Source organism: Microbacterium proteolyticum, from assembly GCF_030818075.1.
Classification (GTDB): domain Bacteria; phylum Actinomycetota; class Actinomycetes; order Actinomycetales; family Microbacteriaceae; genus Microbacterium; species Microbacterium proteolyticum_A.
Genome location: NZ_JAUSZZ010000001.1, coordinates 2,667,784 through 2,680,097, shown reverse-complemented (window position 1 = coordinate 2,680,097; position 12,314 = coordinate 2,667,784). Strand labels below are relative to the sequence as shown.

Here is a 12,314-nt window from a genome sequence, read left to right as displayed (position 1 = left end):
AAGAATGGATGCCATGGGACGCGGTGACGGTACGGGGCGCATCGTCTCGCGCGCCGACGCCGACGACACGGGCACCGGGATCCTCCACGTCGACATGGACGCCTTCTTCGCCTCGGTGGCTGTGCTCGACGACCCGTCGCTCGCCGGCAAGCCGTTGATCATCGGCGGATCCCAGGGCCGCGGTGTGGTCTCGAGCGCGTCGTACGAGGCGCGGCGCTACGGCGTGAAGTCGGCCATGCCGGTGTCGATCGCGTTGCGCCTGTGTCCGACGGCGATCGTCGTCAACCCGCCGTACAGTCGGTACACCGAAATGTCGCAGCAGGTCATGGCGATCTTCCACGGCGTCACGCCGCTGGTCGAGCCGCTCTCGATCGACGAAGCCTTCCTCGACGTCCGCGGCGCGCGGCGCCTGTGGGGGAGCCCCGGCACCATCGCCCGCGACCTGCGCGCGCGGGTCAAGGCCGAGACGGGATTGACTTGCAGCATCGGAGTGGCGGCGACCAAGCACGTCGCGAAGATGGCGTCCACCATCTCGAAGCCCGACGGACTGCTGGTCGTGGCGGCGGCCGATACCGAGGCGTTCCTCCGGCCGCGGTCCGTTCGGGCGTTGTGGGGCGTGGGCCCGAAAGCCGCGGAGGCGCTCGAGGCACGGGGGATTCGTCTCGTGTCCGACATCCTCGACACCCCGCGTCACGCCCTCGACCAGGTGCTGGGCACGGCGATGGGGGAGCGCATCTGGCATCTTTCGCGCGGCATCGACGCCCGCGAGGTGCATACGGGGCGGTCAGAGAAGAGCGTCGGGCACGAAGAGACCTTCCACACGGACATCTCCGACACGCCGACGCTCCACGTCGAGCTGCGGCGGCTGGCCGACCGCGTCGGCGCGCGCCTGCGTCGCCAGCAGTACGAGGCGTCCACCATCTCGATCAAGGTGCGCTTCTCCGACTTCACCACGCTGAGCCGCTCGCGCACGCTGAGAGAGCCGACGTCCGTCGGACAGCGCATCGGTGACGCGGCGATCGAGCTGTTCGACTCCATCGACAGACGCCAGGCCCGTGCGGCTCGTGGGCGTGCGCGGAGAGAAGCTGCGGCCGGCTGCGATGGCGGCCACGCTGTGGGACGACGACGCCGAGTGGCGACGGGTCGAGGGCGCGCTCGACGGCGCTGCCGAGCGGTTCGGTCGCGGGGCGGTCACCCGAGGCTCGCTGCTGGGCCCGTCGCGGGGCGGGGGAGCGCTGCCGACCAATCCGCGCCCGTCGTACGACCACTGACCGGCCGCCGCGCTGCTCGCCTCCGGGGCTGTGTCGAGATGCCACGTGCGTCCGCGCCGGCGACGCCCGCGGGAGGACAGCTCGACCGCAGCTGCACCATCACGCGCCCGCATCCGCGGCCGATGCCGTCGTGGCACGTGCAGCCGTGCCCGCGCAACACCCTGCGGCTCCGTGGCCGGAGGGCTACGGTGGGGACATGCCCAACATCGCACTGGAACTCGGCAAGCAGTCCACCAGCTTCGGCGTCACCGCCGCCTATGGCGAGCAGCAGGACGTCGACGGCGTGCGCATCGTGCCCGTCGCTCTCGTCTGGGCCGGTTACGGCGGCGGATCCGACGAGCAGGGTAATGGCGGCGGCGGTGGCGGGGGCTACACGCTGCCACTCGGCGCTTACATCCGCCGTGGCGACGATCTGCGCTTCGACCCGAACCTCGTGTCGCTGCTGGCCGTCGGCATCCCGTTCGTCTGGGTCGCCGGTCGCGCCCTCAGCCGTGTCATCCGCGCCCTCAAGAAGTAACGCGGACCCGGTCGACGACGCCCTCGCCGCAGCCCTGGCTGCGGTGTCGGCGCGCATCGTCGCGGTCGGGGCACCCAACCCCGTCGTCGTGATCGACGGCCGCAGCGGAGCAGGGAAGAGCTCCCTCGCACGTCGCCTGGTGGCTGGGTGGCCCGGGAACGGTCGTGTGCAGCTCGTCGCGCTGGATGACGTGTACCCGGGCTGGGACGGCCTCGCGGACGGGGTGGTGTACGCGAGGGAATCCATCCTGCGCCCGCACGCCCGCGGCCTGATCGGCGTCTGGCAGCGCTGGGACTGGGAGGCGGACGCGCGCGCCGAGGCCCACTCCGTGGACCCGTCGCTGCCTCTGGTGGTCGAGGGGGCGGGACTGCTCACCCCGGAGGTGGCACGGCTGGCGGATGTCGCGGTCTGGGTCGACTCGCCGCGCGATTCGCGCCGAGTCCGGGCACTCGACCGCGATGGGGACACCTACCGGCCGCATTGGGACCGGTGGGCACGCCAGGAGGACGCGCACATCGCGGCGCATGGCCCCGTCGCCCTCGCGTCGGTCGTGGTGCGCATCCCCTGACGCCGCCCGGATGAGCCGGCGTCAGGGACGGTCGAGCGCGGTCATCAACCCGTCGAGGCGGTAACCGATCCAGTCGTAGAGACCGAACCGCGGGTCGTCGGGCTGATGATCGTCCTCCGTCCGGATGCCGAGCCGGGTGGCGAGAACGAGACGGACCGCCGCGAGGGTCCGCATCCAGGCCAACGCCTCGCCCTCTCCGAGTGCAACGGCGATGGTGGCATCGGGATCGCTGCCCTCGCCGAGGTCCGCGCCGTCGATGCCGAGCGTTCGCAGCACCGTCTCGGCATCCTGTCCTCGGCGGTCGAGAAGGTCGTCCCCGGTGAGGCGTCGGAACTCTCGACTCGCGGCCGCGTCGTCCGGGTAGGCGTCAGGCGAGAGGCGGGAGACGGCCGGATCGTCTCCCGCTCGCGTGTCCGTGAGCAGATCGCGGAATTGGCCGACGATCCCGGCCAGGTGCAGGGCCTCGAGCCCGCTGATCTCGAGAACGACGATCCGCTCGCTCACGAGGGCTCCTTCCGGACGGTGGCCCACAGACCGAAGTCGTGCATGGCCAGGGTGTGGGCTTCCATCACCTCGCGCGGCCCGCGGGCGACCACGGCGTGACCGTCGTGGTGTACGGCGAGCATCAGGCGGTGGGCGGTTGCGGCATCGAAACCGAAGTAGGTGCGGAAGACATGCGTCACGTAGCTCATCAGGTTGACGGGATCGTTCCAGACGACGGTCTGCCACGACGACGGGGATTGTCGCGACAGGTCGTGCTCGATATCGGAGTCGACCTCCGGCGCGGCGAGCCCGGCCATCATGCCCACCCGAGTTCGTGCAGACGTTCGTCGTCGATGCCGTAGAAGTGGGCGATCTCGTGAACCAACGTCGTGTGGATCTCGTCGCGCAGTTCGTCTTCGTCGGCGCAGGCGGCGAGATGCGGCTCGCGATACACGATGATCCGATCCGGCAGTTCGCCGACGCCGTATCGATCGCGTTCGGTGAGGGCCCAGCCGTCGTAGAGGCCCAGCAGGTCGAGCGAGCCGTCTTCCGGGCGGTCTTCGACGACGAAGACGACGTTGTCGAGCCCGTCGATCATGTCGTCGGGGAGGCGATCGAGCTCGTCGATGACGAGACGCTCGAAGGCGTCGGCGTCCAACGCGAGGGGGCCATGAGCTGGGGCATCCGCCGGCGACCCGCCGGAGGCCGACAAGACCGACGTCTCCTGATCCGCCGTCGGCTCGCATCGAACCGCCTCTGCCCGGGCCGGCGAGCTCACACCGCTTCGCGCGTACGTGTCATCGACGTCGTGCACGCGGTCCTCCTGGGGGTGTGTGGAGCGTGTCGGCGTCACCGGCCTCGCGCCTCCGCATCCGACGTCGATTCTACGGGCGCGGGCGGTCGCGAGGCGGGAACGCGAGAGCCCAGCGGGGCTATATCGATCGAGGGGTCACGGAATGTGTACCCCTGTCCACCCAACCGAGGAGCCTCACCCACCCGTCACGTTCAGCGGCTGTCGCGTTGTCATTTGTGGATCGTCTCGGCCGGAACGGCCCCGTTCGGGCCGATGTTCGGAGGTATGCCAACACCCTGTCTGCGCGGCGGCAGGCGGCCTCTATATTCGGAGACCGGTGCGGTCCGGCCGGGGGGCGTCACGGACCGTCGACGAAGGGGGAACTGCGTTGCTCAAGGACGAGCCAGCACTGGGGCGGATATCAGCGTGGATGGAGAACCGGCTCGATAGGCACGTGCTCTGTGCTTACGGATCGCAGGGCGAGCTGTCGGAACCGCGCTGCGAGATCCCCGTGACCCGGCGTGCGTCGCGCGCGGCCGGTCACGCCGGCTACTGCTCGCACGCGCACGCCGCGCTTGCACAAGAAGACCAGGTGATGTGACCCGACGGGGGAACGACGGAACGGGTGCCCCGTGACCGCCGGGAAACTCCGGCGGCGTCAGCGCGGGGTGGGCCTCGAGGCGGTGGCCAGTCCGCGGTCTCTCGCGGTGTCGGAAGCGTCGTGGAGGGGGAACACGAACGACTCGGCCGGATACGGCTCTTCCGTGCGCTGAGGCGGGTGGTGTCGATGCGCCGTGCCAGCACGTCACTGATTCACCCGGTCGGTGCGAGACCCGCCGATGATCCTCGACCCGTCTCGCGTCTGTTCCCACGTGATCGGGCGTGGCACGCGGAACGCGACACGGACACGATGCCCGGGGCCGTGCGTCGACGGCGTGGGATCCGAGTCCTCCCGGTCGCGTACGGCCCGCCGCCACACGGAGGCCCGCTGGGGGCACCGGCGCCGGGCGACCCGCCCGGCTTGGGATTTGTTGGGGTGGCTAACGGGACTTGAACCCGCGACCCCCGCGACCACAACGCGGTGCTCTACCAACTGAGCTATAGCCACCATGTGTCTGCCGCAGCAGACAACTGAACGATTATGTCATACGTCGAGGGTGAACGACGACACGGCCGCCGTCGAGACGGCCTTCGCCTCCTCGCTCGTGGGGCCGGGCTGCGGGACGAACACCGCGGCGCGGTAGTAGGCGAGTTCGCGGATGGATTCGCGGATATCGGCGAGCGCACGGTGGCCGCCGTTCTTGGCGGGCGCCTGAAAGTACGCGCGGGGGTACCACCGACGGGACAGCTCCTTGATGCTCGAGACGTCGACGTTGCGGTAGTGCAGCCACCGGTCGACGCGCGGCATGTACTTCGCCAGGAACATCCGGTCGGTGCCGATCGTGTTGCCGGCGAGCGGCGCCTTCCCCTCGACAGGGGCGAAACGCTGAATGTACTCGAGCGCCTGGAACTCGGCGTCCGCGAGGCTGACGCCGTTCGGAATCTCGTCGAGCAGGCCGGACGAGCGGTGCATCTCGGTCACGAATTCGCCCATATTCGCCAGCGCTGAATCGTCGGGCTTGATGACGATCTGGAATCCGGGGTCGAGCACGTTCAGCTCGAAATCGGTGATGACGACCGCGATCTCGACCAGCTCGTCGACGGCGAGGTCCAGTCCCGTCATCTCGCAATCGATCCAGACGAGTCGGTCGTTTTCGGAGGCGTTTACCATCCCCACATTCTATTGAGGGCATCGGACATCGCTTCGGTCCCCCAGACACGATTCGAACGTGTGACCGGCGGATTAGAAGGCCGCTGCTCTATCCACTGAGCTACTGGGGGTCGTCCTCAGGATATCGGTCGAGCCACGCCGCCAGCACCAGCCCCTGGCGCACCGACCGCGCCCGGCGTACTCTCCCGCGCAACGAGAGCAAAGGAGCACTCATGTCGGAAACCGTGACCAAGCGACTCTGGGTGGCGTACGGGCCCAACGGGGTCGTGGGCAAGATCCAGAAGGATGCCGAAGGCTACGCCGTGCACATGGCGGGCAAGCCCGAGCCGCTGGGCGTCTACCCCTCGATGGAGATCGCCAAGAACGCGGTTCACTCCCACCTCAAGCCCGGGAGCGACCGCCCGCAGTTCCGCGAGCACTGACGCCGGGGAGGCCGTCCATCCGCCCGTCCGGGCGGCTCGACGGCCTCCTCTCGATCGTGTCAGCGGATCGTCGGGAGCGCGCACGCGGTCGCCCTGATCCCTCGGCGAGGCGCGGCTCTTAGGTTGCGAACGTTCGTGATTCTCCTGTCGCGGCGACGATTGCGGAGTCCGGGAGCGCGAGCCCGCGGTCGAGGTGCGAGGGGTGGGCCGGAGTGTCTCTCGTGAAAGGGGGTCTCGACGTATGCGCCTGTGCCCGCCTGTTCACGCCCGCGCGAGGCGGCGGGGGCGCGAGGTGGGCTGGGTGGAGGTGAACAGACGCAACGCGACATGGACCAGGGGTCCGATGCCGACGGCGAACACGACCGTACCGACCCCGACGGTGCCGCCGAGGATCCACCCCAGGATGAGCACCGACCCCTCGACGAGCAGTCGACAGGCCCAGATCGGCCACCCGAAGCGCCCGTTCAGACCTGTCATGAGCCCATCCCGCGGCCCGGGTCCGAACCGGGCTCCGATGTACAGCCCGGATGCCGCCGCGACGACGACGACGCCCGCGACCAGTAACAGGGCCTGAAGCCACAGCTGATCGGGGTGGGGGAGCACCGCGAGGGCGACCTGCATGCTCGTGCCGACCAGGAGGATGTTGGCGATCGTGCCGAGGCCGGGCTTCTGGCGGAGGGGAATCCACAGCAGCAGAACGGCGAGCCCCACGACGTTCGTGATCCACCCGATGCCCACTCCGGTGACACGCGAGAGACCCTGAGCGAACACGGTCCACGGGTCGACCCCGAGGCCGGCCGCGACGGTCAGGGCGCAGCCGAAGCCGTACAGCACGAGGCCGATCAAGAGGCGGGAGGTCCGAAGCAGCATGGAGAAAGCCAATCACGAGATTGGACGTTACGCAGGATGCCAATCGGAGTATCGTGGCCTCATGGACTCTCGCATCTCCGCTCGCGCCCTGACGTCCGCACTCGGAGGGTGGCGGGGGAGCGGTCCCGCCTATGAGGCTCTCGCGGACGGCGTCAGGCTGTTGTGCCTCGACAACCGCCTCGCCCCCTCGACGGCCCTTCCCGCGGAGCGCGAGCTCGCGGCGACGCTCGGGCTCAGCCGCACCACCGTGGCCGCGGCCTACCGGAGTCTGCGTGAAAGCGGCCATATCGAGAGCCTGCGGGGAAGCGGCAGTGTGACGCTCCCGCTGCGCAGGAGCAGCCCGGCCGTGCAGGACCGGGATGGGGCCGCCATCGACCTGCAGCAGGCAAGCCCGGCCGCGTGGCCGGGTCTGCCCGGGATCATCGCCGAGGTCGCACAGGATGCTCCGGCGCTCGTCGCCCGGATCGGATACGACGTCGTGGGTGACTCCGCCTTGCGGGCCGCCATCGCGGAGCATTACGACGCACGCGGTCTCCCCACCTCGCCCGAGCAGATCCTGGTCACGACCGGCGCGCAGAGCGCCATCCACCTGATCGCTTCGGTGCTGCTCGGGCGCGCCGACCGGGTGATGCTCGAGACACCCACCTACCCCCACGCCGCCGACGCGTTCCGCCGCGCCGGCGCCCGGCTGATCGGCGTGCCCGTCGATTCCGTCAGCGGGTGGGACCTCGAGCGCGCGGCCCAGAGCTTCGCTCGGGCGCTGCCGACGCTCGCCTATCTGATGCCCGACTTCCACAATCCGACGGGCCGCACGATGACCCCGGGCGAGGTTTCGGCCTTCGTCACGGCGGCGCAGTCGGCCGGCACCCTCCTCGTTCTCGATGAGACGACCGCGCAGTTGGACATCGACCGCGAGGCCGGCCCCGCGCCGTTCCCCGACGACGAGCGCATCCTCCGCGTGGCCTCGCTCGGAAAGACGGTCTGGGGCGGGCTGCGCGTGGGGTGGGTCCGTGCAGCCCCCGACCTCGTGCGGCGTCTGGCGAGTGGTCGCCCCGTGAACGACCTCGGTACACCCGAGATCGAGCAGGCCATCGCCTTGCGACTCGTCCCCCGACTCGACGAGATCGCCCGGCAGCGGGGCGACCTTCTGCGCGCGGGCCGCGACGCCTTGTCGGCGGCGCTGCGCCGGACGCTGCCGGAGTGGGAGGTGCCGGACGTCAACGGCGGGGTGTCGCTGTGGGTGGGCCTGGGCGAACCGCTCAGCACACCTCTGGTCATGAACGCGCGCGCACGCGGGTTGGCGCTGTCCGCGGGCTCGCGCTTCGCCGTCGAAGGCGGACACGACCGGCGTCTGCGCGTGCCGTTCACGGCACCCCCGGCCACGCTCGAACGGGCCGTGGAGGTGCTGCATGCGGCGTGGGCCGACGTGCGAGGTGGGCGCACCAGCCCCGTCCGCGAGGAATTCGCGACGGTCGTGTAACGGCGCGTCGCCCCGACGCGCTGCGGCAGGACGCTCACCGCGCGTACCGCAGGCACTCGAGCGCGTCAGTGGACGACCAGAATTCGCCGAGCCGGCGGAAGCTCCCGGACGCGGTGTGGAATCGTTCGGCGGCGTACCGCCAGCCACCGTCCGCGGCGATCGCGCGGATGTGACCGACCACGATGCCCCGGGGATCGGCGATGCGCCACAGGCCCGCGGCGACGTGCGTCGCCGCCCCCCACCCGGCCGGACGCGGGGCCGGAGCGAGGTCGTTCCACAGTGCGGTGCTCATGCCCCGAACGTACGACGGACCTCCGACATCGCCCTGGTCACGGCGGACAGGGCTCCTGCACAGCCGCGAATCCGTGTCACCTCTCCACGATCGGGGTCGTCTCGTCCTCGGCGCGGGCGGTTCTCCGGCCATTCTGAGCGAGTCTCCGGCATCCGTCGGGCACACGGATGCCGGAGCGTACATCACATCGAGAGGACAACATCATGAGCGATCACATCACCCTCGTCGGCAACATCGTCGGTGACCTCGAGCAGCGGGCGACCCGCGGCGGCGGGTCCGTCGCGGCATTCCGGCTCGCCGTCGGCGAACGAAGGCTCGACCGGGAGCGCGGCGAGTGGGTCGATGCGCATACCAACTACTACTCGGTCTCGGTGTTCGGCGAGTTGGGCGCCAATGCCCTCCGCTCCCTCCGCAAGGGCGAGCGCGTCGTGCTCAGTGGGCGCCTGCGCCTGCGCGAATGGGAGACCGAGACCAAGCGCGGCGTGAGTGCCGACGTCGTCGCCGACGCCATCGGACACGACCTGCGCTGGGGTACCACCCGCTTCGAGCGCACCCCCAAACCGTCCGCGTCCGCCGATCCGGCGCCCTCTGCCGCGCTGCCCGGAGGGGGCTCGAGCGAAGCGGAATGGTCGGTGCCCGGAACGTCCGGAGAGCCGATCGGCGTCCCGGCCGCCGTCGGGGCCGGCGCGAGCGGGGAGTCGGGCCCGACGGACGACGCCACACCGTTCTGACCCGCAGAGGTGGCGGAAGGGGGCACGCCTGCCGGTCGCGGCAGCGCTCGGGCGTGCGGAAGCGCCGTCGACGGAACCCCGAGTGGACGGCCGGCGGGGTGGCGGCGTCCCGGCGGGGTGGAGCGGACGGGATGGCCGGCGCCGGAATCACGGCGGGTCGGAGCGAGGAGACGGCCGACGCACCGTCGGCGTCGGGGCGGGGCCGAGCGGACAAGACGGCCGCGGGCTTCGCGAGGACGGCCGGGGGGCGTCGCGAGGACGGCCGGGCCTCCGACGCGCCGCCCGGCGGGCGCGAACGCGCGGTTACGTAGACTCGCATCCGTGTCTCGCTCCCTCGGTCGTCCCCTCGCCGCCCTGACCCTCGTGGCCGTATTGGCTCTCGTCGGCTGTACCGTCGAGCAGCCCGCCCCCGCCCCCAGCGGCGCCTCCGGAACGACGGCGACCACGGCGGCCCCCTCGACAACGGCGGCGACGGCGGCACCGGTGGCGTTCGTCCCCGGCGGCACCGCGCAGCAGAACCTCGCGTTCTTCACCCAGGTGGTGACGTCCGTGTGGGGAGGACCGGATCAGGTCGCCGGACGCGCCTACGTCGACGCCCTGACGGCTGCCGGCTTCGACAAGAGCGCCATGCAGGTCACCCCCGATCAGTCGACGATCGGCAATGCCGCGGAGAGCATCGAATTCTCGGTCCGCCTCGGCGACGACTGCCTGGTCGGTCAGGTGGGGCCCTCCATCGGCAACCCCGTCACCACGGTGCTCCCCGGACTCGCGTCCGGCGGATGCCTGATCGGGCAGACGCGCGCCATCGACTGGTGAACGGAGGTCGACGCTCGTCGACCCCCGTCGAGGCCCGCCCCTAGACTGGACGGGTTATGGCCGAATATATCTACTCCATGGTCCGTGCCCGCAAGGCTGTGGGCGACAAGCTCATCCTCGACGACGTCACGATGTCGTTCCTCCCCGGCGCGAAGATCGGAATGGTCGGCCCGAACGGCGCCGGTAAGTCGACGATCCTCAAGATCATGGCCGGGCTCGACACCCCGTCCAACGGAGAGGCGCGACTGAGCCCGGGCTTCACCGTCGGCATCCTGATGCAGGAGCCCGAACTCGACGAGAGCAAGACCGTTCTGGAGAACATCCAGGACGGTGTGGCCATCAAGCCCAAGCTCGACCGCTTCAACGAGATCTCGGCCCTCATGGCCGACCCCGACGCCGACTTCGATGCACTGCTGGCCGAGATGGGCACGCTGCAGGAAGAGATCGACGCCGCCGACGGTTGGGACCTCGACTCCCAGCTCGAGCAGGCGATGGATGCCCTCCGCACCCCGCCCGCCGACGCGTCTGTCGTCCCCCTCTCGGGTGGTGAGCGCCGCCGCGTCGCCCTCGCGAAGCTTCTGCTGCAGAAGCCCGATCTGCTCCTCCTCGACGAGCCCACCAACCACCTCGACGCCGAGAGCGTCCTGTGGCTCGAGCAGCACCTCAAGGCGTACAAGGGCGCGGTCATCGCCATCACGCACGACCGGTACTTCCTCGACAACGTCGCGGAGTGGATCGCCGAGGTCGACCGCGGTCACCTGTACCCCTACGAGGGCAACTACTCCACCTATCTCGACAAGAAGGCGCAGCGCCTCGACGTGCAGGGCAAGAAGGATGCCAAGCTCGCCAAGCGCTTGAAGGAAGAGCTGGAGTGGGTCCGCTCCAACGCGAAGGGTCGCCAGGTCAAGTCGAAGGCCCGCCTCGCCCGTTACGAGGAGATGGCCGCCGAGGCCGAGCGCACGCGCAAGTTGGACTTCGATGAGATCCAGATCCCCGCGGGTCCGCGCCTGGGAAGCATCGTCATCGACGCCAAGAAGCTCGAGAAGCGCTTCGGCGACCGGTCGCTCATCAGCAACCTCAGCTTCAACCTCCCCCCGAACGGCATCGTCGGCGTCATCGGCCCCAACGGCGTCGGAAAGACCACGCTGTTCAAGACCATCGTGGGCCTCGAGCCCCTCGACGGGGGCACCCTCAAGATGGGCGAGACGGTCAAGATCAGCTACGTCGACCAGTCGCGCGCGAACATCGACCCCGAGAAGACGCTGTGGGAGGTCGTCTCCGACGGTCTCGACATCATCACGGTCGGCAAGACCGAGATCCCCTCGCGTGCCTACGTCTCGAAGTTCGGCTTCAAGGGTCCCGACCAGCAGAAGAAGGCGGGCGTGCTCTCCGGTGGCGAGCGCAACCGTCTGAACCTCGCGCTGACGCTGAAAGAGGGCGGCAACCTCCTGCTCCTCGACGAGCCGACCAACGACCTCGATGTCGAGACCCTGAGCTCGCTCGAGAACGCTCTGCTGGAGTTCCCGGGCTGCGCCGTCGTCATCACGCACGACCGGTGGTTCCTCGACCGCATCGCCACGCACATCCTCGCCTACGAGGGCACCGAGGAGCACCCCGACCAGTGGCACTGGTTCGAGGGCAACTTCGAAGCGTACGAGGCCAACAAGATCGAGCGCCTCGGGGCGGATGCCGCGAACCCCTCGCGCTCCACGTACCGCAAGCTCACGCGTGACTGAGACGCCCGCGACGCCCGACTCGGGTCCGGCTTCGGCCGGGCCCGAGCGGGTGCACGTGCCGATCCAGCTCCGGTGGGGCGACCTCGACGCCCTCGGTCACGTCAACAACACCTCGATGCTGAAGCTCCTCGAAGAGGCGCGCCTCCGGGCTTTCTGGCGAAGCGACGACGGCGGGGAAGCACTGCCGACCGCCGTTTTCGACATGAGCGTGCTCGAGAGCGGCGGGGCGCGGGCGACGTTGATCGCCCGGCAGGAGATCGAGTACCTCCGCCCGGTGCCCTACAGCCAGCGTCCGCTCGACGTGCGCCTGTGGATCGGAGCGATGGGCGGATCGAGCGCCGACATCTGCTTCGAGGTGTTCAGCCCCGCCGGCGACGCGGACCCGGTGCTCTACGCCCGCGCAACGGTGGTGGTGGTCCTCGTCGACACCGCCAGCGGACGTCCGATCCGCTGGAGCGCGGCGGAACGCGATGCATGGGCGCCCGTCACGGGCGACCCGATCGACTATCGCCGCCGGACCACCCGGGCCTGATCGCACGGCGCACCCGCCGGCCGTTCGCGTCC

At 69.9% G+C, this 12,314-nt stretch carries 14 protein-coding genes, 2 tRNA genes and 1 pseudogene; 9 read left to right on the top strand and 8 right to left on the bottom strand.

Annotated elements, in window-relative coordinates; translation table 11 throughout:
- Positions 1-13: 13 nt before the first annotated feature.
- The 3 genes and pseudogenes from QE392_RS12460 to QE392_RS12450 all read left to right on the top strand — a co-directional run bounded on the left by QE392_RS12460 (position 14) and on the right by QE392_RS12450 (position 2,356).
- Positions 14-1,271 (top strand): annotated as a pseudogene (locus tag QE392_RS12460) (DNA polymerase IV).
- A gap of 196 nt (positions 1,272-1,467) precedes the next feature.
- Positions 1,468-1,788, top strand: coding sequence for a hypothetical protein (locus QE392_RS12455; RefSeq protein WP_307452156.1), 321 nt, complete (start codon positions 1,468-1,470; stop codon positions 1,786-1,788).
- A complete protein-coding gene (locus QE392_RS12450; RefSeq protein WP_307452154.1) occupies positions 1,763-2,356 on the top strand; it encodes a hypothetical protein in 594 nt (197 codons plus the stop codon). Before QE392_RS12455 ends, QE392_RS12450 begins: the two co-directional genes overlap by 26 nt.
- Positions 2,357-2,377: 21 nt before the next feature.
- Here QE392_RS12450 and QE392_RS12445 read toward each other — a convergent pair whose 3' ends face one another.
- From QE392_RS12445 to QE392_RS12420, 6 genes are all read right to left on the bottom strand, one after another.
- Positions 2,378-2,860: a DUF2017 family protein gene (locus QE392_RS12445; protein ID WP_307452150.1), complete on the bottom strand. Its 483-nt coding sequence runs from the start codon at positions 2,858-2,860 to the stop codon at positions 2,378-2,380.
- Complete coding sequence (gene clpS / locus QE392_RS12440) at positions 2,857-3,165, bottom strand: ATP-dependent Clp protease adapter ClpS (protein ID WP_307452148.1); 309 nt, start codon at positions 3,163-3,165, stop codon at positions 2,857-2,859. Before clpS ends, QE392_RS12445 begins: the two co-directional genes overlap by 4 nt.
- Entirely contained in the window at positions 3,156-3,437 is a 282-nt protein-coding gene (locus QE392_RS12435) for a metallopeptidase family protein (RefSeq protein ID WP_307454138.1), read from the bottom strand. Before QE392_RS12435 ends, clpS begins: the two co-directional genes overlap by 10 nt.
- A gap of 1,227 nt (positions 3,438-4,664) precedes the next feature.
- Positions 4,665-4,740, bottom strand: a tRNA-His gene (locus QE392_RS12430).
- Positions 4,741-4,776: 36 nt separating this feature from the next.
- Positions 4,777-5,403: an oligoribonuclease gene (gene orn / locus QE392_RS12425; RefSeq protein ID WP_307452146.1), complete on the bottom strand. Its 627-nt coding sequence runs from the start codon at positions 5,401-5,403 to the stop codon at positions 4,777-4,779.
- Between the two features lie 37 nt (positions 5,404-5,440).
- Positions 5,441-5,513: transfer RNA gene (locus tag QE392_RS12420), tRNA-Arg, on the bottom strand.
- A gap of 102 nt (positions 5,514-5,615) precedes the next feature.
- Here QE392_RS12420 and QE392_RS12415 point away from each other — a divergent pair.
- A complete protein-coding gene (locus tag QE392_RS12415; RefSeq protein WP_307452144.1) occupies positions 5,616-5,825 on the top strand; it encodes a methyltransferase in 210 nt (69 codons plus the stop codon).
- A 261-nt stretch (positions 5,826-6,086) separates the two neighbouring features.
- On the opposite strand, the gene yczE is transcribed toward QE392_RS12415, so the two are convergent.
- Positions 6,087-6,695 carry a membrane protein YczE gene (gene yczE, locus QE392_RS12410; protein WP_307452142.1) on the bottom strand — a complete coding sequence of 203 codons (609 nt, stop codon included), beginning with the start codon at positions 6,693-6,695 and terminating at the stop codon, positions 6,087-6,089.
- Between the two features lie 61 nt (positions 6,696-6,756).
- Here yczE and yczR point away from each other — a divergent pair, with 61 nt between their 5' ends.
- Positions 6,757-8,175: a MocR-like transcription factor YczR gene (gene yczR, locus QE392_RS12405; RefSeq protein WP_307452140.1), complete on the top strand. Its 1,419-nt coding sequence runs from the start codon at positions 6,757-6,759 to the stop codon at positions 8,173-8,175.
- A 34-nt stretch (positions 8,176-8,209) separates the two neighbouring features.
- Here yczR and QE392_RS12400 read toward each other — a convergent pair whose 3' ends face one another.
- Positions 8,210-8,467: a hypothetical protein gene (locus QE392_RS12400; protein WP_307452137.1), complete on the bottom strand. Its 258-nt coding sequence runs from the start codon at positions 8,465-8,467 to the stop codon at positions 8,210-8,212.
- Positions 8,468-8,670: 203 nt separating this feature from the next.
- Here QE392_RS12400 and QE392_RS12395 point away from each other — a divergent pair, with 203 nt between their 5' ends.
- The 4 genes from QE392_RS12395 (at position 8,671) to QE392_RS12380 (ending at position 12,282) form a co-directional block, all read left to right on the top strand.
- The gene (locus QE392_RS12395; RefSeq protein ID WP_307452135.1) at positions 8,671-9,198 is read left to right on the top strand and encodes a single-stranded DNA-binding protein; all 528 of its coding nucleotides are present in this window, start codon (positions 8,671-8,673) and stop codon (positions 9,196-9,198) included.
- A 321-nt stretch (positions 9,199-9,519) separates the two neighbouring features.
- Positions 9,520-10,014, top strand: coding sequence for a DUF6993 domain-containing protein (locus QE392_RS12390; RefSeq protein ID WP_307452133.1), 495 nt, complete (start codon positions 9,520-9,522; stop codon positions 10,012-10,014).
- A gap of 56 nt (positions 10,015-10,070) precedes the next feature.
- A complete protein-coding gene (gene ettA / locus QE392_RS12385; RefSeq protein WP_077051590.1) occupies positions 10,071-11,750 on the top strand; it encodes an energy-dependent translational throttle protein EttA in 1,680 nt (559 codons plus the stop codon).
- Entirely contained in the window at positions 11,743-12,282 is a 540-nt protein-coding gene (locus QE392_RS12380) for an acyl-CoA thioesterase (RefSeq protein WP_307452130.1), read from the top strand. Before ettA ends, QE392_RS12380 begins: the two co-directional genes overlap by 8 nt.
- Positions 12,283-12,314 lie beyond the last annotated feature (32 nt).